Below are 19,898 nucleotides of genomic sequence, written 5' to 3'. Positions count from 1 at the left end.
TGGCCGTCGTGGCCTTCGCCCGTTCACGGGGAGAAGGTGCCCGAAGGGCGGATGAGGGGCACTCTTTCAAATCAATTCTGCGCACCCGCCATCGCGGTCAGCACCTGGATCGCAACCTTCAGACGCTGGCGCACGACCGAGCGGCCGAGTAGCGCCATCGAGTCAAACAGCGGCAGCGAACGCTGGCTGCCCGAGACGGCGACGAAGAGGGGCGGGGTGACGACGCGGAGCTTCTTTTCCATGCGCTCGGAGATCGCGCGCAACTCTTCCTCGATGGTCGTGACATTCCATTCGAGGATCTTTTCGAGGTCCGCCTGAACGGTGGTGACGATTTCGAGTGTTTCGGCCGGGCTGGTCTTCAGGCCGCCAAAGGAGGCTGGCGTCAGGCCGACGTCGTTTGCCAGCAGGAAGCCGGCGAGCGGCGGGACTTCGCCGAGCTTGGTGACGCGGCTCTGGGCAAGCTTCAGACCTTCGACGAGACGGTCGTTTTCCATCGACCAGTCGAGCACGCGTGCGACGAAGTCTTCCGGCGACAGTTTTTCGCGCAGCCAGCGGCCGTTCAGCCAGTCGAGCTTCTGGATGTCGAAGATCGCGCCGGCCTTCGACAGGTTGTCGGGATCGAACTTGGCGATCAGCTCTTCCATCGACAGCAGCTCTTCGCCTTCTGCGATCTGGATGAAGAACAGGCCGAGGAAGTTCATCAGGGCTTCCGGCAGGTAGCCGAGGGCCGAGTAATAGGAGATCGAAGTCGGGTTTTTGCGCTTCGAGAGCTTCGATTTGTCGTGATTGCGCATCAGCGACAGGTGCATGAAGACTGGCGGCTCAAGACCGAGATGCTTGTAGATCAGGATGTGCTTCGGCACTGATGCCAGCCACTCCTCGCCGCGGGCGACGTGGGTGATCTTCATCATGTGGTCGTCGACGACGTTGGCCATGTGATAGGTCGGCATGCCGTCGCCCTTGAGCAAGACCTGCATGTCGACGCTTTCCCACGGGATCGAGACATCGCCATAGACGCCGTCGTGGAAATCGCAGGAGCCTTCGCTCGGCACTTTCAGGCGGATGACATGTGGTTCGCCGGCAGCAACGCGGGCAGTCACTTCTTCGGCCTTCAGGTGCAGGCAGTGGCCGTCATAACCCGGCGGCTTGCCAGCGGCGCGCTGGGCTTCGCGCATGCTCTCAAGCCGTTCCGGTGTGCAGAAGCAATGGAATGCGCCGCCATTGTCGAGCATCTTGTCGACGTAAGGGCGGTAGAGGTCCTTGCGCTCGGACTGGCGATAGGGGCCGTAAGGGCCGCCGACATCGGGGCCTTCCGACCAGGTGAGGCCGGTCCACTTCAGGGCGTCCAGAACCTTCTGTTCGAATTCCGCGGTCGAGCGGGTCGCGTCGGTGTCCTCGATGCGCAGGATGAACTCGCCGTCGAATTTCTTCGCGAAGAGGTAGTTGAACAGCGCGATATAGGCGGTGCCGACATGGGGCTCGCCGGTCGGGGAGGGTGCAATGCGGACGCGGACGCCGGACTTGGTCATGGGTAAAGCTCGTGGTGCGTGCGGATGATCGGCAGTTTAGTGCCGGATCTTGAAATTGTGAGGCTGCCGGTAAGGGCCGGTGAGAACGGAGTTCGGCACCTTGGCGCCGCCTGTTCCACAGCGTGGCCTTAGGCCATATTCAGGGCCTTGCGTCAAGAAAAACCACGGAAACCGGCCTTTCAAGCGGCGCTGAAAAAATCGTCAAAAATTTTTTGGGAAAGCCGGAACCTGGGGCCGGATCCGGCGTTCTTAAGGCAGAGCGCAGGCCGTGCCAACCGGACGCGACGGGATATGGGGAACACGGGAGTTTTTCCGGTTTCTATCCGTGGCCAACGAAATGGCAGGCGAGCCCCTTAACCGTCCGGCCTGCGCTCTCCCCAAGTCCCCGCCCCCAAGGAAAACCTGCGTCCGCCGACGCAGGTTTTTCTTTGTGCGCATTCTTCCGCGCCCTGGCCGGATCAGTTGACCGGCCAGACCATCAGCAGGGCCGGGACCGAGACCAGGACGATGAGGATGGAGAGGGGAAGCCCAAGCCTCGGATAGTCCGAAAAGCGGTAGCCGCCGGGGCCCATGACCAGCGTATTGCACTGGTGGCCGATGGGGGTAAGGAAATCGCAGCCTGCACCAATGGCAACGGCCATCAGGAAGGCCTCCGGCTTGTAGCCGAGGCCGGTCGCGAAGCTTGCAGCGATCGGGGCCATGACAAGAACCGTCGCTGCATTGTTGAGGAAGGGCGTGACGGCCATGGCGGTCAGCAGGATCATTGCCACAGCACCCCAGGCGGGCATTCCTCCAGCCACTGCGTTGAGCCAGCCGGCAATGACGTCGCTGCCACCTGACGTGCGCAGCGTATCGGCAACGGGGATCAGGGCGGCCAGCATGACCAGGATCGGCCCGTCGACGGCACGGTAGACCTCGCTCACAGGGATGACGCCGAAGGCAACCATGGCAAGGGCTGCGGCGAAGAAGGCGATGGCCACAGGCGCCAGGCCGAGCGCGGTTGCGCCCATGGCGATGACGAGGATTGCCAGCGGGATGAAGATGTTGCGGCTGGTGCCGAGCAGGATTTCGCGTTCGGCCAGCGGCAGGCAGCCAAGCTCGGTCAGGATGGACGGCATCTGCTGGCGCAGGCCTTGTAACACGACGACGTCGCCCGAGCGCAAGGTCAACTGGCCGAGGCGCTCGCGGATGCGCTTGCCCTGGCGGCTGACGGCCAGGAGGTTGACGCCGTAGGTGTGGACCAGTGACAGCTCGCTGGTTGTCTGACCGATCAGCGGCGAACCGCGTCCGATGACGGCCTCGACGGAGGAGATGTCGCCACGCCGCTTGCGGTCGCCATCCGTGTTCCCGGACAGGCTGAGATTGCCTTGCGAGACGATACGGTCCAAAGCCTCGGACGGTCCTTCCAGGAGAAGCGTGTCCTCCTCGTGCAGCAGGACATCCGGGAAGGGCGACAGACGGGTCTGGCCACGCAGGATGGCCGAGGCCGTCACCTCGCCGTGGGACGTTTGCAGCAGGTGATGCAGCGTCTTGCCGACGAAGGGAGACTGGCGGGTGATCATGGCTTCCGTCGCGAAGCTCGAGGCTTCGAGTGCCTCCTGCAGCGACGGATTCTGGTTCTCGCGGCGCGGCACGAGCCAGTAGAAAAAGATCAGGAAGACGATACCGGCTGCCGCGAGCGTTGCGCCGACCGGCGTGAAGTCGAACATGGTGAAGGGCTGACCCGTCAGCTCCTCCCGCAGGCGGGAGACGGCGATGTTCGGCGAGGTGCCGATCTGCGTCATCAAGCCGCCAAGCAGTGCGGAGAAGGCCATGGGCATGAGGAAGACAGATGGCGGGACGCTCGATCTGCGGGCGAACTGGAAGGCGACCGGCATCATGATGGCGAGCGCGCCGATATTCTTGATGAAGGCCGAGAGCACGGTCACGGTGACCAGCAGGAGCAGCATCTGACCGTGCAGCGATGTCAGGGCCGGGAAGAAGCGCTTGATGGCGAGATCCACCACGCCGGAGCGGGCGACACCCGCACTGACCACCAATGCGCTGCCGACGATTATGACGAGGTCGTCAGAGAAGCCGGAAAAGGCATCGGCTGCCGGCAGCAGCCCGAGAACGACCGCGGCGACGAGCGCCACGCAGGCCACGACGTCGTAGCGAAACTTCTCCCAGAGAAAGGCGGCCATCATCACCGCGATGAGGCCGAAGGCGAGGATTTGCTCGTATGTCATTGGGCTCCGGCCAAATGCGGATGGTCGATGAAGGCGTAAGCGCTGACAGCAATTCCGGCAAGAGCCAATCGGTTCCGGCGCGATCGCTGCAGATAAAAAAGGCCCATCTCGCGACAGGCCTTCTTTTCAATTCAGCTGGAGCTCAATGAACCGCGGTCTTGGCCACGCGGTCTCGCTCGCGCTTGCGGCGGGCGAACATGTTGAGCACCTCGACCAAGGCCGAGAAGGCCATCGCGGCGTAGACATAACCCTTCGGCACATGGAAGCCCATGCCTTCGGCGATGAGCGTCGTGCCGATCATCATGAGGAAGGCCAGCGCCAGCATGACGATGGTCGGGTTCTTCTCGATGAAGTTGGCAAGCGGGGTGGCTGCCACCAGCATGACGGTGACGGCTGCGACCACGGCGACGACCATGATCGGGACATGCGGGGTCATGCCGACGGCGGTGATGATGCTGTCGATCGAGAAGACGAGGTCGAGCAGCAGGATCTGGCCGATGGCGCTGGCAAAGGTCGTCGATGCGGTCGAGGCGATGAAGTCCTCTTCCTTGTCGACCGGGTCCACGGCATGGTGGATTTCCTTCGTTGCCTTCCAGACGAGGAAGAGACCGCCGGCGATCAGGATCATGTCCTTCCACGAGAAGCCTTGGCCGAAGAGCTCGAAGACGGGCGTTGTCAGCTGGACAATCCAGGCGACGGTGCCAAGCAGGGCCAGACGCATGACCAGTGCAAGGCCGATGCCGATGCGACGGGCCTTTTCGCGCATCTCTGCGGGCAGCTTGTTGGTCAGGATCGAGATGAAGATGAGGTTGTCAATGCCGAGCACGATTTCCATGACGACGAGCGTCACGAGTGCGACCCAGGCGGCGGGGTCCTGGAGGAGAACGCTGATATTTTCCATGATGTCTTCCGTGCTGATCAAACGGATGGGGGACCTAGGACATGAGACATATCCCGGGGAATGGCAAGCAGCGATTTAAAGTCCGAGATCGGAACAAAGTTCCGTCGATGATCAGCCTCGGGCTTCGGTGTTTTTCGGGCCGTAGAAGTTCATGAACATGCGAACTCCTGAATCCACCACGCGTGCAATCTCCTTGTCATCAGGACGCACCGGGATGTCGTTGAACAGACGCTTCTTGAAATATCCGGCCGTCGACAGGTCGATGAACTGGCGTGCGGCGAGATCCGTGTCCTCGACTTCGAGTTCACCTTTGTCGGCGGCAGCCGCAATATAGTCCTGCAGCAGGACCTTGATGTTCGTCGGTGACGACGCGAAGAAGCGCTGACAGAGCGTTGGCATGCGGTCCAGCACACCCATCAGGATGCGCATTGTCGGGATCATTTCGGTGTCGAGAATGAAATGGGCATAGGCATGAGAATAGCCACGCAGGCCGTCCTCGACGGTGGCGCTCTCGTCAAGGATTTGTCGGATAGTGGCATCGAAGGCGCTCTTTTCCCGTTCTACGAGCGCGCCGAACAAATCTTCCTTGCTCTGGAAATAGACGTAGATGGTGCCCTTGGAAACGCCGGCTTCGCGGGTCACGTCATTCATGCTTGCGGCGTCATAGCCGAGCTTCATGAAGACGCGCTTCGCGCCGTCCAGGATCTGGCCTCGCTTCACAGGGTCTGCGCCCGCTGCGAAACGGCCGACCCCACCGCAACCCTCGGGGGCTGCTATTGTGATCTCTTCCTGTTTCATCCTCTGCCTCGGCATTCTGCCTTCAAGACTATTAACCCAATCGGATCTTCACTGAAAATCCGCGTTTCTATGCCTTGATATGCGTTAGCAAAGGCTATATGTCAATCGAACCGAACGGTTCAGTTCGAACAAATTCAACCAATCCCCGGTCCGTATCATGTCAGCGACGCAAAGATCCACCGCCCTTCGTTCCAATTCTACTCCAGTCGACCGGAATGAGGCCGCGCCCGCAACTGAAACGGATACCGGGGTCCCTACACCGTCCATCTCCGACGCCCCGAAGGCGAAGAAGCGCAGCCCGGTTCTCCCGGTGATCCTTGCAGTACTCCTCGGCGGCGCGGCCTGGTATGGTTACGGCTGGTGGACCGAGGGTCGGTTCATGGTGTCGACGGAGGATGCCTATATCGAGGGTGATATCGCTATCATCTCGCCGAAGGTGTCCGGCTATGTCGAGAAGGTCAATGTGACCAGCGACCAGATCGTCCATGCCGGCGATCCGCTCGTAACGCTCGATGGCGGCGACTATCAGATTGCCTATGAGCAGGCGCTCGCCAACAAGGAAAGCGCGGAACTGTCGGTGAAGCGCATGGATGCGCAGATCATCGGCGGCGAGGCGAGCGTGGCGCAGTACGAAGCCCAGCTCGGTGCGCTCGAAGCGGCCGCGCGCGGTGCTGAAATCACCGCAAATCGGGCGAGCGACCTTGCCTCCAAGTCTGTCGGCACCACTGCTGATCTCGACAACGCAAAGGTGTCGCTCGACCAGGCACGCGCCAATCTCGTGGCCGGGCAGGCGGCTGTTTCTTCCGCGAAAGCCAATCTGGCGCTCCTGAAGGCGCAGCGCGAAGAGGCCTTGAGCACGGTTCGCCTGCAGCAGCTGGCGATCGACAAGGCCAAGCGCGACCTCGATTTCACGGTTCTCAAGGCACCTTATGACGGCGTGATCGGCAATCTCGCCGTTCAGGCTGGTGACCTAGTTTCCGCCGGCAAGCGTCTCGCGGCTCTCGTTCCGACCAGCGAGCTCTATATCGAGGCCAATTTCAAGGAGACGCAGATCGCCGATCTGGTGCCCGGCTCCAAGGTTTCGATCCATGTGGACGCCTATGGTGATCAGCCGCTCGAAGGCACGGTGACCTCCATCGCGCCGGCCTCCGGCGCCATCTTCTCGATGCTACCGGCCGAAAACGCCACGGGCAATTTCACCAAGGTTGTGCAGCGCGTGCCTGTTCGTATCGCCCTTCCCGAAGACGCCCTCGCCGGCGGCCATCTGCGCGCCGGCCTCAGTGTCATCGTCGACGTCGACACCCGCACGGCCCCTGAGGGCCGGGCGCTTGCCGCGAAGTAAACCACCGGCAGTCGTTATCGAAAGGGCCGTGTCATGGCCGCAACCACCACACATGACCTCGCTGCCTCGGCTCCTACCGAGGAGCGGATGGATCCCAGACGCGTCTTTGCCTTCCTGGCAATGGTCTTCGGCATGTTCATGTCGATCCTCGACATCCAGATCGTCTCGGCATCACTGGCCGAAATCCAGGCGGGCCTCGGGTCCGGTTCTGACGAAATCGCCTGGGTGCAGACTTCCTACCTGATCGCCGAAGTCATCATGATCCCCTTGTCGGGTGTGCTCGCACGGATCGTATCGACCCGTGTGCTGTTTACCTTCTGCGCGGCCGGCTTCACGCTTGCCAGCGCCCTGTGTGCAACGGCCACCAATATCGAGCAGATGATCGTCTACCGGGCGATCCAGGGCTTTATTGGTGGTGGCATGATCCCATCGGTGTTTGCTGCTGCCTTCACCATCTTCCCGCCGTCCAAGCGCAACATCGTCTCGCCGATGGTCGGTCTTGTTGCCACACTGGCGCCGACAATCGGTCCGACGATCGGTGGCTACATCAGCCATGCGATGTCCTGGCACTGGCTGTTCCTGATCAATGTCATTCCCGGCATGCTGGTGGCTGCGGCCGCCTGGAGCCTGATCGATTTCGACAAGCCGGATCTCAAGCTCCTCAAGAAGTTCGACTGGTGGGGGCTTGCCTCCATGGCGGTCTTCCTCGGTACGATGGAGTTCGTGCTGGAGGAGGGCAACAACAAGGACTGGTTCAACGACCACCACATCGTCATGGGCACGGTCGCCATGGTTATCGGCGGGGCCATCTTCTTCTGGCGGGTGTTCAAGGTCGAACTGCCCGTCGTTGATCTCAGGGCCTTCTCGAATGCCAACTTCGCCTTCGGTTCGCTCTTCTCCTTCGTCATGGGGGTGGGGCTTTACGGGCTCACCTATCTCTATCCGCTCTATCTCGGTCGCATCCGGGGCTATGACTCGCTGATGATCGGCGAGACCATGTTCGTGTCGGGGGCTGCGATGTTCCTGACGGCGCCGGTCGCCGGTGTGCTTTCCAACAAGCTCGATCCGCGCGTGATGATGATGATCGGCTTTTCGGGCTTCGCGCTCGGCACCTACATGATGACGGGCATCACGGCGGACTGGGATTTCTATGAGCTGCTCGCGCCGCAGATCCTGCGCGGCTGCTCGCTGATGATCTGCATGGTGCCGATCAACAATCTGGCGCTCGGCACGCTGCCGCCTGACCGGATGAAGAACGCCTCTGGCCTGTTCAATCTGACCCGCAACCTCGGCGGGGCGGTCGGGCTCGCGATCATCAACACCATGCTGACGCAGAGAACTGACGACCACTATGCACGGCTCTCCGAGCAGCTTTCCTGGAGCAACCAGGCAGCGCTCGACTGGCTGGCAAGCGTGGGTGCAAACTACGACAGCTACGGCCTCGACGGGACAGCGGTTGCGATCAAGAAGCTGTCCGGCGTGGTGACGCAGCAGGCCTGGCTCCTGTCCTTCATGGACGTGTTCATGGGGCTGACCGTTCTCTTCATTGCTCTTGTGTTCCTGGTCTTGCTGCTGAAGAAGCCGCAGGGTGCCGCACCCGCAGGCGCCGGGCACTGACATCTCCATGCCCGCATAAGCTTCGCGGTCCAGTCTTCACATCGATCTCCAGATCTCGGCCGTCCCAAGTTGGGGCGGCCTCTTTTTTGCCTGTGAAAGAGGTACGTACATCAATTTCTGATTTACGTACCTCATGAGGTGGTGTAGGAACGGCGCCGGAGGAGAGAATGAAGCCGACAGTCCACGACATCGCGAGCCATGCAGGCGTGAGCCTCGCCACCGTCGACCGGGTGTTGAACCGGCGGCCGGGAGTGAGTGCGCGGACCCGTGAGAAGGTGGACAAGGCGGTGCACGAACTTGGCTTCGTGCGCGACGTGGCGGCGGCCAATCTTGCCAAGGGGCGGACCTATCCGCTGACTTTCCTCATTCCTTCAAACGACAATTCCTTCATGCGGGGCCTGCGGCTCGCGCTCGACGAGGCGCGGGACCGCGCGGGCGTCGAGCGGATCGCGATCCGCCTGGTTGATGTGCCGGCCTTTGACGCAGCAGCGCTCGCCGGTGCGCTGAGAGATGCTGCGGCCGAGCAGCCGGCCGGCATCGCGTTTGTGGCCGTGGATGCGCCTGAAGTGGCGGTCGCTGCATCCGAGGTCATCGCGGCCGGCATTCCGCTGGTCACGCTGGTGTCGGATCTCTCCGGCACGGAGCGCGATCATTATGCCGGCATCGACAATGCGGCGGCCGGGCGCACGGCTGCAAGTTTGCTTGGTCGGTTTGCAGGGGGGCGTCAGGGCAAGGTTGCAGTGCTTGCCGGATCGATGCTGGTGCGCGACCATCGTGAACGCTGCGAGGCCTTCGCCTCCGTCATGGCGCGGGACTTCCCGACACTTGAGCTTTTGCCGGTGCTTGAGGGCCGTGACGATCCTGCAGTCGTCGAGCGGCTGGTTGCGGCACTCTTCTCGGGGCTTGACGATATCGTCGCCCTCTACAGCCTGGGGGCTGGCAATCGCGGCCTCGTCAAGGCGTTGGAATGCGTGCCGGCCGAGCGGCGTCCGGTCGTCATCGCGCATGAATTGACCGAGACGACGCGCGGTGCGCTGCAATCGGGGCTGATCGACGCCGTGCTCAACCAGGATGCGGGACATGAGGTGCGCAGTGCGATCCGTGTCCTGAAGGCCAAGGCCGATGGGCTGCCGGTCGTGGCCGACCAGGAGCGCATTCGTATCGACATATTCTTGAAGGACAATCTGCCCTGAAGGCAGAGGAATGGAGGACACCCATGTATCTCGGATTGGATCTCGGCACGTCCGGCATCAAGGCGATGCTGATCAACGACGCCCAGCAGGTGATTGGCGTTGGCCATGCTGGTCTCACCGTGCAGCGACCGCATCCCGGCTGGTCGGAACAGGCGCCGGGCGACTGGCTGCATGCGACGGAAGAGGCGATTGCGGCGCTCAAAGCAGCGCATCCCAAGGAGCTGGCAGCCGTGCGGGGCATCGGCCTTTCCGGCCACATGCATGGCGCGACGCTTGTCGATGCCAAGGGTCGGGTGCTGCGGCCTTGCATCCTCTGGAATGATACGCGCAGCCATGCGGAAGCGGCAGCCCTCGATGCCGACCCGCGCTTCCGGGCGCTCACCGGCAACATCGTCTTTCCCGGCTTCACCGCACCGAAGCTCGCCTGGGTGAAAAACAACGAGCCCGAGACCTTTGCCAAGGTCGCCAAGGTGTTGCTGCCCAAGGATTACCTGCGCTTCTGGCTGACGGGGGAATATCTCTCTGACATGTCCGACTCGGCCGGCACCAGCTGGCTCGATACGGGCAAGCGGGCCTGGTCGACGGAACTGCTCGACGCCACGGGGCTGACGATCGAGCAGATGCCCGGTCTCGTCGAGGGGACCGATCGCGCCGGTACGCTGCGTGCCGAACTGGCCGAGAAGTGGGGCCTCGGGTCCAATGTCGTGATTGCCGGCGGGGCAGGGGACAATGCGGCCTCGGCCTGCGGCATGGGTACGGTTGCCGAAGGTCAGGCCTTCGTCTCGCTCGGAACTTCGGGCGTGCTGTTTGCCGCCAATGCTTCCTATCTGCCGAAGCCGGAAAGCGCCGTGCATGCGTTTTGCCATGCGCTGCCCAATACCTGGCACCAGATGGGTGTCATCCTATCGGCCACCGATGCGCTGAACTGGCATTCGAGCGTGACCGGTAAATCGGCGGGCGAGCTGACCGGCGAACTCGGCGATGCCCTGAAGGCTCCCACAGGAGTGACGTTCCTTCCCTATCTCTCGGGCGAGCGCACACCGCACAACGATGCGAAGATCCGCGGTGCTTTCATCGGGCTTGGCCATGAGAGCGACCGCGCGGTGTTGACGCAGGCGGTTCTGGAAGGCGTCACCTTCGCGATCCGCGATAGCCTTGAGGCGCTGAAGTCTGCTGGCACCTCGATCAGCCGCGTCACGGCGATCGGCGGCGGTTCTCGCTCGCGCTACTGGCTGTCCTCGATTGCGACGGCGCTCGATATGCCGGTCGACATTCCCGCCGACGGCGACTTCGGGGCTGCCTTCGGGGCGGCCCGCCTCGGGCTGATTGCGGCAAGCGGGGCGGATCCGCTGTCGGTCTGCACGGCGCCTCAAACGGCGGAGACGGTGGAGCCGGTCAAGGATCTGACCTCTGCCTATGAGGCTGCTTACCGGCGTTACAGGGCGCTGTATCCGGCGATCCGTTCCCTCGGCAGCTGATGCTCCCTCATCCCCGGCGCAATACGTTGCGCCTGACCTGCCGGCACCTTCTCCCGGCTGGGAGAAGAGACAAGCGGCACGCGCCGACATTCTCCTCTCCCCAGCGGGGAGAGGGCAGGGTGAGGGGGAACCCCACCCAGTGCCATCACAATTCAACGAACACACACCAAGGAGTACTACCCATGAGCACAGGTTTCTTCGGCAATATCCAGAAGATCAAATATGAAGGCGAAGGCAGCACCAATCCGCTGGCCTTCCGCCATTACAATCCGGACGAAGTCGTCCTCGGCAAGCGCATGGAAGACCATCTGCGCTTTGCGATTGCCTATTGGCACACCTTCGTCTGGCCGGGCACCGACCCGTTCGGCGGCAACACGTTTGAGCGTCCGTGGTTCAAGGACACGATGGATGCTGCGAAGCTGAAGGCCGATGTCGCCTTCGAATTCTTCCAGTTGCTCGGCACACCCTATTACTGCTTCCACGACGCCGACGTTCGCCCTGAGGGCAACAGCTTTGCCGAGAACACCAAGAACCTGAACGAGATCGTCGACTACTTCGCCAAGAAGCAGGAAGAGACCGGCGTCAAGCTGCTCTGGGGTACGGCGAACATGTTCTCGCATCGCCGCTACATGTCGGGTGCAGCCACCAATCCGGATCCTGATGTCTTCGCCTTTGCTGCCGCAACCGTGAAGACCTGCCTCGACGCGACCCAGCGTCTCGGCGGCGAGAACTACGTGCTGTGGGGTGGCCGTGAAGGCTATGAGACGCTGCTCAACACCGATCTTTCCCGCGAACTTGACCAGATGGGCCGCTTCCTCAACCTCGTCGTCGAATACAAGCACAAGATCGGCTTCAAGGGCGCAATCCTGATCGAGCCTAAGCCGCAGGAGCCGTCGAAGCATCAGTATGACTACGACGTTGCCACCGTCTACGGCTTCCTGAAGCGTTACGGTCTCGAGAACGAAGTGAAGGTGAACATCGAGCAGGGCCATGCGATCCTCGCCGGCCACTCCTTCGAGCACGAGCTGGCGCTTGCCAATGCGCTCGGCATCTTCGGTTCGATCGACATGAACCGCAACGACTACCAGTCGGGCTGGGATACCGACCAGTTCCCGAACAATGTTCCGGAAATGGCGCTGGCCTATTACCAGGTCCTGCAGGCCGGCGGATTCACCACCGGTGGCACCAACTTCGACGCCAAGCTGCGCCGACAGTCGCTCGACGCCGAAGACCTGCTGATCGGCCATATCGGCGGCATGGATTGCTGCGCCCGCGGCCTGAAGGCTGCTGCCAAGATGGTCGAGGACAAGGCGCTGTCGGCTCCGCTCAATAGCCGTTACGCCGGCTGGGACAAGGCCGAGAACCAGAAGATGCTGCGCGGCGAAGAAAGCCTCGACGCCATCGCTGCCCGCGTTGAAGCCAAGAACGTCAACCCGCAGCCGGTTTCCGGCAAGCAGGAACTGCTGGAGAACGTGGTCAACCGTTACGTTTGATTTCGCGGTTCTCGATGAGACAGGGGCCGGGGCGCGGAAGCGTCCCGGCCTTTGACGTTTCTGGGGCGGATCAGCCGGGCCGGCTGGTCTTGATGTAGTCGACGAAGGCGCGCAGCGGCGTCGGCATGAGACGGCGCTCCGGGTAGTAGAGGAAGGGGCCGGAAAAGCTAAGCCACCATGGTTGAAGCACCGGCAGCAACTCCCCGCTGTCGAAATGCGGTTTCAGCCAGTCTTCGAACAGGGCAAAGATACCAGCGCCTGAAATGGCGGTGCGGATGCCGAGGTCACTTGCATCGCCGGCCTGCACGATCAGCTGCCCATTGGGCTCCACGACCAGCGTCTTATCATCCTTCTCGAACTCCCAGGCCATCACGGGACGCCCCGCGAAGCGGCTGCGGATGCAGTTATGCGTCAGCAGGTCGCGGGGATGCTGCGGATGACCGTGTGCTTCAAGATAGGCGGGAGATGCGCCAAGGGCGTAGCGCTGCTGGCGTGGGCCGATCGGCACCGCGATCATGTCCCGTGCCAAGCGTTCGTCATAGCGGATGCCGGCATCGTAACCGGCGGCGACGACATCAATCAGGCTCTCGTCGGTGTCGATTTCCAGCCGGATGTCCGGATAGGCGGCGAGGAAGCCGGGGACGATCGCCGGTAGCACCATTCTTGCGGCGCTAGCGGGTACATTGAGCCTGAGCGTGCCGGCGGCGCGGCCATCGAAGCTTCTGATATGTTCGAGCGCGGCCCCGATTTCCCCGAAGGCGGGGCCGATGCGTTCCATCAGCCCGCGACCGGCATCAGTCGGCACGACGGCGCGTGTAGTGCGGTTGAGAAGCCGGACGCCGAGTTTTGCCTCCAGCCGGCGCACCGCATCGCTCAAAGCGGAGGCGCTTGTATCGCCCAGGCGTGCCGCCTCGCGAAACCCGCCGGCGCGGGCGACAGCGAGAAAAGCGCTGACATCGCTCATCTCGGGTGTATCGACCATTGCCGCTCCTGATCATTGTTCTGTTTTCCGGACGGCCCGTCCGGATTGCCTCCCATTATCCTCAAAGTGCGGGTGCAGTACATAGCTGTTCACCACACCAAGGAGAAATCGACATGGCCAATCTGAAAAATGCCGGCAGCTTCAAGCTGGGCAATCTCACCGTCAAACGTCTGGGTTACGGCGCCATGCAATTGGCCGGCCCCGGGGTCTTCGGTCCGCCGAAGGACCGGGCAGAGGCTGTCGCCGTTCTTCGTGAGGCGGTCGAAAGCGGTGTCGATCACATCGATACCAGCGACTTCTACGGCCCACACGTTACCAACCAGATCATCCTCGAGGCCCTGCATCCTTACGCCGACGATCTCGTTATCGTCACCAAGATCGGTGCCGTGCGCGGCGACGATGGCTCATGGAACCCAGCCTTTTCTAAGGAGGCTTTGACGCAGGCCGTGCATGACAACCTGAAGAACCTCGGGCTCGACGCGCTCGACGTCGTCAACCTGCGGGCGATGTTCGATGTGCATGGCCCTGCCGAAGGTGATCTCGAGGAACCCCTCACCGTGCTGGCAGAATTGCAGCAGCAGGGGCTGGTCAAGCACGTCGGCCTTTCCAACGTAACGCCCAAGCAGGTGGCGGATGGCCGCAAGATTACCGAGATCGTCTGCGTGCAGAACATGTACAATCTGGCGCACAGGGCCGACGACGCATTGATTGACCAGTTGGCTGCCGAGGGGACAGCGTATGTGCCGTTCTTCCCGCTGGGCGGCTTCTCGCCGCTACAGTCGTCAACTCTGTCCGACGTGGCCGCACGGCTGAACCTCACGCCAATGCAGGTGGCGCTCGCCTGGCTTCTGAAACGGTCGCCGAACATCCTGCTCATTCCAGGCACTTCGTCGCGGGCGCATCTCAGGCAGAATCTTGCCGTTGCCGATATGGATCTGCCTGTGGATGTCATGACGGAACTGGACGGAATTGGCGCAGCGGGCTGAGGACGTCCCAGAGAGATGACGGCGGTGAAGGCGTCGCTGGACGACCGGCCCTCAAGCTATGGCCGTAATCTCCAGCTCCTGGTCGCCGACCGTCACCACATCGCCGACTGCCTTGCCCATTAGGCGGGCTGCAACAGGCGAAACGAATGAAATCGAGCCGGTCTTCGGATCGGCTTCATCCTCGCCGACGATGCGGTAGGTCTGGACGCGGCCGTCGTCCCGCTCGAAGGTGACCTTGCTGCCGAAAGCGACGACGGCATTGGTTTCGGGCTCTGGGATCACCTGCGCGGTGCGCAGGCGCTCCGTCAGGTATTTGAGGTCACGATAGGGGACCGCCGACTGGCGACGACGCTCGTTCACATCCTCGACCGACTGCGCCGCGAGATAGGCGACGCGGGCCTCTTCCGCCTCGGCCTCAAGCCGTGCGAGCCCTTGCGCCGTCACCAGGTTTGGGTGCTGCGAGATCGGACGATCCGGCAGATGGAGTTCCGCTGCTGTTTCCGAACTCTCTTCTTTGGTAAAGGCGACACTCATGGGGTATTCCGATCATAAATCGTGGGCTGGCAACATAGGGGCAGCTGGCGGGTATGCCAAGAAGTGCTGGCGCCGGAAGAGGTGCAGTTACAGCTGCAGTTGCATTCAGTCGGGCGTTCCCTCAGTCTCCTAACAGTTTCAGCACCTAAGTGTTTCCATGGCGAAAATCGCGACCCGGATTATTCTATTCATTCTGCTTACAGCGCTGACACAGCTCGGAGGGCTCGCCTACATTGCGACACTCGGTGTTGCCAGGGTTTTGCGCCTTGGTAGCATGCTTGCAAGGCTCAGCCTTTTCTTTGCCTTCTACATAGGCGTGACCTCCGCCGCGACGTTCATCGCACCGCATTTCGGCCGCGTAGCGCTCTCCTGCCTTGCCAAGCCAGCGGATCATCTCGTTGTGCGATCGCCCCTCTACTGTGCCCTCAACCGGAACTATGTCACGCCCGGCCTGTTGCGGATGGCCGAGGGGCTGGCAGACCACATAGACGCGCGTTTCCCTGGCACGGTCACTGTCGCCCTGGATGCCAACTTTCCGTTCGTCGACGGGTTTCCGCTGCTGCCGCATCTTTCCCATGCCGATGGCCGGAAGCTGGATCTTGCGTTCTACTATCGTGATGGCGAGGATCGTTTCCTCAATGGCGTCACGCGGTCGCCGATCGGCTATTTTGCCTTCGAGCAACCGAATTCAACGGACAAGCAGCCTTGTGCCGGGCGTGATGACTGGCTGACGATGCGCTGGGATCTCGCATGGCTACAGCCGTTTTTTCCTGTCTACAGGATTGAGCCCGAGCGAATGCGGGCGGCCGTTTCCTGGCTCGCGGAGACAGGTGCTGCCGAGTATGGGATCGAGAAAGTCTTCCTTGAGCCGCATCTCACGGATGCGCTGGGCGTTGCGGCTCCGGCGGTCCGCTTCCAGGGATGCCGCGCGGCGCGTCACGACGACCACATCCACGTGCAGATCCAATAGCGCTGCTGTATCGCCCTATCGCCGCGCAGGCCCCGTCACAGACCCCCGCACAATCAGATCCGGCATCAGCAGGATTTCCTGGCGCTCCATCGTGCGGTCACCCAGCGACTTGATCAGCAGTGACATGGCCTGGCGGCCAATCGCCGTGCGGGGCTGGCGGATGGTGGTGAGTGCGGGGTTTACATAGGTCGCCTGGGGCACGTCGTCGAAGCCGATGACGGAGAAGTCGTGTGGCAGGTCGTAGCCGCGGGCGGTGAGGCCGTTCAGCACGCCGACGGCCGTGGCATCGTTGACGCACATGAAGGCCGAGGGCAGTTGGTCGCGCATGAAAAGCTGCTCGACGGCGAGGCGCCCGCTTTCGATGGTGCCTTCGCCTTCCAGCACGAAGCGTTGATTGGGCGGAATGCGGGCGGCGTCCAGTGCGATGTCGAAGCCCTGGCGGCGGCGCTGGTGGCCGAGCCGCGTCTTGCTGTCGCCGATGAAGGCGATGGAGCGGTGGCCAGCCGAGAGCAGGTGTTCGGCGGCCTTCCGGGCGCCTGCCACATCATCGACGCCGACATAGGAAATCTTCGAGCCGAAGACCGGTTCGAAGACGGCCACCGACGGCGGCAGGCGCTGGCCGAGCACCTGATGGCCGAAGGGCTCGTGGCCGGTGAACAACACCAGGCCTGTTGCCTGGCCGGAGCTCAAGAATTTCAAGTATTCGAGGCCGCGCTCCGGATCGTTTTGGGTATGGCCTATGAGCACGCCATAGCCATGGGCACGCGCTTCGTTTTCGAGGCCGATCAGGGTCGATGAGAAGTTGGGATCGCCGATGTCGGGAGCAAGGATCAGGATCATGTTCGACCTGCCCATGCGCAACGAGCGCGCCATGGCATTGGTCGTGTAGCCGGTGATGGCGATGGCCTGGTTCACCCGCTGCCGGGTGGATTTCGCCACCTTATCGGGCGTGTGGATCGCGCGGCTCACAGTCGCGATCGACACTTCCGCGATGCGCGCCACATCCTCGATCGTTGCTGGTGCTGAATTCGGCACGCGGCTCCATCCCCCTATCCGCATGGAATCGTTGGAGACCTTACCGTTCCTGTTCCGGCTGCGAAAGCCGGCAGGGCTCAAATTGTCCCCATGAGCGATTGATGTAAACCTTTACATCGGCCATGTAAAGGTTTACACAAATGGCATAGCGGTTGAGGAGCCGCCGGGAGGATTGCATGACATTGGCTGGGGGCGAAGCACGGAAACCCGTGCTCGTGGCGGAGCGTATCGCCAAATCATTTGGCGACGTGCAGGTGCTGTTCAGCGTCGATTTTGACGTGTTGCCGGGCGAGGTTCATGCGCTCATGGGCGAGAACGGCGCGGGCAAATCGACGCTCGTGAAGATACTCTCAGGCTTCGAGCAGGCGACGGCGGGACGCATCCTGCTCGACGGCGAGCCGGTGATCCTGCCGGCGAATGGCTCGGCCGAGGCGCTTGGCATCGTGCTCATCCACCAAGAATTCAATCTTGCCGATCATCTGACGGTCACCGAGAGCCTGTTTCTCGGCCGCGAGGTGACGCGCTTCGGCGTTCTCGACCGCAAGGTGATGCGGGCCGAAGCGCGGCGCGTGCTCGACCAGTTGGGGTCGAGGATCGACGAGAATGCGCTGATCAGCTCGCTGGCTGTCGCCGACAAGCAGATGGTCGAGATCGCCAAGGCAATCAGCCGCAAGGCGCGGATCGTCTTTATGGACGAGCCGACGGCTGTCTTGTCCCGGGACGAAACGGAAGTGCTGTTCGATCAGGTGCGCAAGCTGCGCGCGCGGGGCACGAGTTTCGTCTTCGTCAGCCACAAGCTTGATGAGGTGATGGAGCTCACCGACCGGGTCACGGTGCTGCGGGATGGCCAATGGGTGAAGACGGCGCCGACCTCGGCGCTCGATGGCGAGGCGATCGCGCAGCTGATGGTCGGCCGTGAATTGTCGAGCCTCTATCCTGCCAAGCATGAACCCAATGTTGACGAAGAGATCGTGCTGTCGGTCAGGGAACTGACGACGGGCTTCGTCAAAAATGCCAGTTTCGAGCTGAAACGCGGCGAAGTGCTCGGCTTTTCCGGCCTGATCGGCTCAGGGCGGACCGAGCTGATGGAGGCGGTGGCGGGTTTAAGGCCCCGGCTTTCGGGCGAGGTGCGGCTCAAGGGCAGTGTTCTCGATGCCGGCGACTTCCGCGAGGCGAACCGGCGCGGGCTCGCCTACATGACAAAGGATCGCAAGGGCAAGGGGCTGCTGCTCGGCGAGGGCATGACCGCAAACCTGACCTTGCAGTCGATGGACAATCACGTCCGCCATGGTTACCTCGACCCCGCCAGCGAGGCGAAGGCCATGGCGCGCGCCAAGCGCCGTTTCGACATTCGTGTGCGCGACGAGAAGGTGCGGGTCGGTCGCATGTCGGGTGGCAACCAGCAGAAGCTGCTGCTCGCCAAGATCATGGAAGTCGAGCCCCAGATCATCATCATCGATGAGCCGACGCGCGGCATCGATGTCGGCACCAAGCAGCAGATCTATCATTTTATCGCAGCGCTCGCCCGCGAGGGCCGCTCGATCATCGTCATCTCCTCGGAAATGCCCGAGGTGATCGGGCTTTGCACAAGGGTCGCCGTCATGCGCGAAGGCCGCATGGTAGGCATGCTCGAGGGCGATGACATCAACGAGCAGACGATCATGCGTTACGCCGCCGGCCTGAAACGGCAGATGGCGAGCTGAGCGATTGGCGCAGCCCGGCGACAAGACCGGGCTTGAACGAAGACTTCAGGGTGCGCGACCTCCAGTCGAGGTGCGCGGGAGGAGACGGGACAACATGACTGCCGAGACTGAAACGACCACACCTGGCCGTGCCGGCCGAACGTGGCGCGATGTGGATATGCGCGCCGTGGCGCCCTTTGCCGCGCTTCTGATCCTGCTGATCGTTGGCGCCCTGGTGAACCCGAACTTCATCGGCCTCACCAATCTTGCGAATGTCGCGACACGCTCTGCCTTCATCGCGATCATAGCCGTCGGTGCGACCTTCGTCATTTCCTCGGGGGATCTCGATCTCTCGGTCGGTTCGATGGTGGCCTTTGTCGCCAGCCTGATGATCCTGTTTATGAATTCCGGCGCGATTGCCGATCCCGGCCTGATGATTGCGGCCGCCATGGCGCTCGCCGTCATCATCGGTTCGCTCTGCGGTCTGGCCAATGGTCTGATCACCACTGTCGGCAAGATCGAACCGTTCATTGCCACACTCGGCACGATGGGCATATATCGTGGCCTCACCACCTGGCTCTCCCAGGGCGGTGCGATCACGTTGCGCGATGCCGAACAGCAGGCCCTCTATCGCCCGGTCTATTTTGGTTCGATCCTCGGGGTGCCGGTGCCGATCGTCATCATTCTGGTGGTGACCGCGATTGCCGCCTTCGTGCTTTACCGCACCCGCTATGGCCGCCATGTCGTCGCCGTCGGCTCGAACCGCGATGTCGCGCGCTATTCCGGCATTGCCGTTGACCGGGTGCGCACCATTGCATTCGTCATCCAGGGGCTCTGTGTGGCGATTGCCGTGCTGCTCTATGTGCCGCGTCTCGGCTCGACGTCTGCCACGACAGGCATCCTTTGGGAGCTGCAGGCGATTACGGCCGTCGTCGTGGGTGGCACGGCCCTCAAGGGTGGGGCGGGTCGCGTTTGGGGTACCATCTGCGGTGCCTTCATCCTCGAGCTGGTCGGCAACATCATGCTGCTATCGAATTTCATCTCCGAATATCTGATCGGCGCCATCCAGGGCACGATCATCATCATCGCGATGCTCGTCCAGCGGTCGCTGGCGCGCAAGGCGTGAAGAA

Annotated in this window: 16 protein-coding genes; 9 read left to right on the top strand and 7 right to left on the bottom strand. The window is 62.2% G+C overall.

Annotated elements, in window-relative coordinates:
* Nucleotides 1-71: 71 nt before the first annotated feature.
* The 4 genes from gltX to C0V73_RS02965 all read right to left on the bottom strand — a co-directional run bounded on the left by gltX (nucleotide 72) and on the right by C0V73_RS02965 (nucleotide 5,456).
* Nucleotides 72-1,529, bottom strand: a complete 1,458-nt coding sequence (gene gltX, locus C0V73_RS02980; RefSeq protein WP_102018481.1) for a glutamate--tRNA ligase — start codon at nucleotides 1,527-1,529, stop codon at nucleotides 72-74.
* A 458-nt stretch (nucleotides 1,530-1,987) separates the two neighbouring features.
* Nucleotides 1,988-3,757 carry an SLC13 family permease gene (locus C0V73_RS02975; RefSeq protein ID WP_102018480.1) on the bottom strand — a complete coding sequence of 590 codons (1,770 nt, stop codon included), beginning with the start codon at nucleotides 3,755-3,757 and terminating at the stop codon, nucleotides 1,988-1,990.
* Nucleotides 3,758-3,899: 142 nt separating this feature from the next.
* Complete coding sequence (locus C0V73_RS02970) at nucleotides 3,900-4,658, bottom strand: TerC family protein (protein WP_102018919.1); 759 nt, start codon at nucleotides 4,656-4,658, stop codon at nucleotides 3,900-3,902.
* A 111-nt stretch (nucleotides 4,659-4,769) separates the two neighbouring features.
* The gene (locus C0V73_RS02965) at nucleotides 4,770-5,456 is read right to left on the bottom strand and encodes a TetR/AcrR family transcriptional regulator (protein ID WP_102018479.1); all 687 of its coding nucleotides are present in this window, start codon (nucleotides 5,454-5,456) and stop codon (nucleotides 4,770-4,772) included.
* Between the two features lie 157 nt (nucleotides 5,457-5,613).
* Here C0V73_RS02965 and C0V73_RS02960 point away from each other — a divergent pair, with 157 nt between their 5' ends.
* From C0V73_RS02960 to xylA, 5 genes are all read left to right on the top strand, one after another.
* Entirely contained in the window at nucleotides 5,614-6,798 is a 1,185-nt protein-coding gene (locus C0V73_RS02960) for an HlyD family secretion protein (RefSeq protein ID WP_102018478.1), read from the top strand.
* 33 nt (nucleotides 6,799-6,831) lie between these two features.
* Nucleotides 6,832-8,415 (top strand): DHA2 family efflux MFS transporter permease subunit, encoded by a 1,584-nt coding sequence (locus tag C0V73_RS02955; protein WP_102018477.1) that lies wholly within the window; start codon nucleotides 6,832-6,834, stop codon nucleotides 8,413-8,415.
* A 167-nt stretch (nucleotides 8,416-8,582) separates the two neighbouring features.
* Nucleotides 8,583-9,608 (top strand): LacI family DNA-binding transcriptional regulator, encoded by a 1,026-nt coding sequence (locus C0V73_RS02950; protein ID WP_102018476.1) that lies wholly within the window; start codon nucleotides 8,583-8,585, stop codon nucleotides 9,606-9,608.
* Between the two features lie 23 nt (nucleotides 9,609-9,631).
* Nucleotides 9,632-11,086 (top strand): xylulokinase, encoded by a 1,455-nt coding sequence (gene xylB, locus C0V73_RS02945; protein ID WP_102018475.1) that lies wholly within the window; start codon nucleotides 9,632-9,634, stop codon nucleotides 11,084-11,086.
* 182 nt (nucleotides 11,087-11,268) lie between these two features.
* Entirely contained in the window at nucleotides 11,269-12,579 is a 1,311-nt protein-coding gene (xylA, locus tag C0V73_RS02940) for a xylose isomerase (protein ID WP_102018474.1), read from the top strand.
* 70 nt (nucleotides 12,580-12,649) lie between these two features.
* On the opposite strand, the gene C0V73_RS02935 is transcribed toward xylA, so the two are convergent.
* On the bottom strand, nucleotides 12,650-13,561 hold the full coding sequence (locus C0V73_RS02935; protein ID WP_245407856.1) for a LysR family transcriptional regulator: 912 nt from the start codon (nucleotides 13,559-13,561) through the stop codon (nucleotides 12,650-12,652).
* Nucleotides 13,562-13,674: 113 nt separating this feature from the next.
* On the opposite strand from C0V73_RS02935, the gene C0V73_RS02930 reads away from it, so the two are divergent.
* Entirely contained in the window at nucleotides 13,675-14,547 is an 873-nt protein-coding gene (locus C0V73_RS02930; RefSeq protein ID WP_102018473.1) for an aldo/keto reductase family oxidoreductase, read from the top strand.
* 51 nt (nucleotides 14,548-14,598) lie between these two features.
* On the opposite strand, the gene greA is transcribed toward C0V73_RS02930, so the two are convergent.
* Nucleotides 14,599-15,081, bottom strand: coding sequence for a transcription elongation factor GreA (gene greA / locus C0V73_RS02925; protein WP_102018472.1), 483 nt, complete (start codon nucleotides 15,079-15,081; stop codon nucleotides 14,599-14,601).
* A gap of 157 nt (nucleotides 15,082-15,238) precedes the next feature.
* Here greA and C0V73_RS02920 point away from each other — a divergent pair, with 157 nt between their 5' ends.
* Entirely contained in the window at nucleotides 15,239-16,051 is an 813-nt protein-coding gene (locus C0V73_RS02920) for a hypothetical protein (RefSeq protein WP_102018471.1), read from the top strand.
* 15 nt (nucleotides 16,052-16,066) lie between these two features.
* On the opposite strand, the gene C0V73_RS02915 is transcribed toward C0V73_RS02920, so the two are convergent.
* Entirely contained in the window at nucleotides 16,067-17,086 is a 1,020-nt protein-coding gene (locus C0V73_RS02915; RefSeq protein ID WP_102018470.1) for a LacI family DNA-binding transcriptional regulator, read from the bottom strand.
* Between the two features lie 176 nt (nucleotides 17,087-17,262).
* Here C0V73_RS02915 and C0V73_RS02910 point away from each other — a divergent pair, with 176 nt between their 5' ends.
* Together C0V73_RS02910 and C0V73_RS02905 are read left to right on the top strand one after the other, a co-directional pair.
* The gene (locus C0V73_RS02910) at nucleotides 17,263-18,789 is read left to right on the top strand and encodes a sugar ABC transporter ATP-binding protein (protein ID WP_102018469.1); all 1,527 of its coding nucleotides are present in this window, start codon (nucleotides 17,263-17,265) and stop codon (nucleotides 18,787-18,789) included.
* A gap of 94 nt (nucleotides 18,790-18,883) precedes the next feature.
* Nucleotides 18,884-19,894 (top strand): ABC transporter permease, encoded by a 1,011-nt coding sequence (locus C0V73_RS02905; RefSeq protein ID WP_102018468.1) that lies wholly within the window; start codon nucleotides 18,884-18,886, stop codon nucleotides 19,892-19,894.
* Nucleotides 19,895-19,898: the final 4 nt, after the last annotated feature.

This window comes from Rhizobium sp. TH135 (assembly GCF_002855515.1).
Lineage (GTDB): Bacteria > Pseudomonadota > Alphaproteobacteria > Rhizobiales > Rhizobiaceae > Allorhizobium.
This window is presented reverse-complemented; position numbering and strand designations above follow the sequence as displayed.

Bases quoted from the DNA above. Each gene is read 5' to 3' on its own strand.
- gltX (WP_102018481.1), bottom strand. From the start codon at position 1,529: ATGACCAAGTCCGGCGTCCGCGTCCGCATTGCACCCTCCCCGACCGGC.
- C0V73_RS02920 (WP_102018471.1), top strand. From the start codon at position 15,239: ATGGCGAAAATCGCGACCCGGATTATTCTATTCATTCTGCTTACAGCG.
- C0V73_RS02960 (WP_102018478.1), top strand. From the start codon at position 5,614: ATGTCAGCGACGCAAAGATCCACCGCCCTTCGTTCCAATTCTACTCCA.
- C0V73_RS02975 (WP_102018480.1), bottom strand. From the start codon at position 3,757: ATGACATACGAGCAAATCCTCGCCTTCGGCCTCATCGCGGTGATGATG.
- C0V73_RS02930 (WP_102018473.1), top strand. From the start codon at position 13,675: ATGGCCAATCTGAAAAATGCCGGCAGCTTCAAGCTGGGCAATCTCACC.
- greA (WP_102018472.1), bottom strand. From the start codon at position 15,081: ATGAGTGTCGCCTTTACCAAAGAAGAGAGTTCGGAAACAGCAGCGGAA.
- C0V73_RS02965 (WP_102018479.1), bottom strand. From the start codon at position 5,456: ATGAAACAGGAAGAGATCACAATAGCAGCCCCCGAGGGTTGCGGTGGG.
- C0V73_RS02905 (WP_102018468.1), top strand. From the start codon at position 18,884: ATGACTGCCGAGACTGAAACGACCACACCTGGCCGTGCCGGCCGAACG.
- xylA (WP_102018474.1), top strand. From the start codon at position 11,269: ATGAGCACAGGTTTCTTCGGCAATATCCAGAAGATCAAATATGAAGGC.
- C0V73_RS02955 (WP_102018477.1), top strand. From the start codon at position 6,832: ATGGCCGCAACCACCACACATGACCTCGCTGCCTCGGCTCCTACCGAG.
- C0V73_RS02935 (WP_245407856.1), bottom strand. From the start codon at position 13,561: ATGGTCGATACACCCGAGATGAGCGATGTCAGCGCTTTTCTCGCTGTC.
- C0V73_RS02970 (WP_102018919.1), bottom strand. From the start codon at position 4,658: ATGGAAAATATCAGCGTTCTCCTCCAGGACCCCGCCGCCTGGGTCGCA.
- xylB (WP_102018475.1), top strand. From the start codon at position 9,632: ATGTATCTCGGATTGGATCTCGGCACGTCCGGCATCAAGGCGATGCTG.
- C0V73_RS02950 (WP_102018476.1), top strand. From the start codon at position 8,583: ATGAAGCCGACAGTCCACGACATCGCGAGCCATGCAGGCGTGAGCCTC.
- C0V73_RS02910 (WP_102018469.1), top strand. From the start codon at position 17,263: ATGACATTGGCTGGGGGCGAAGCACGGAAACCCGTGCTCGTGGCGGAG.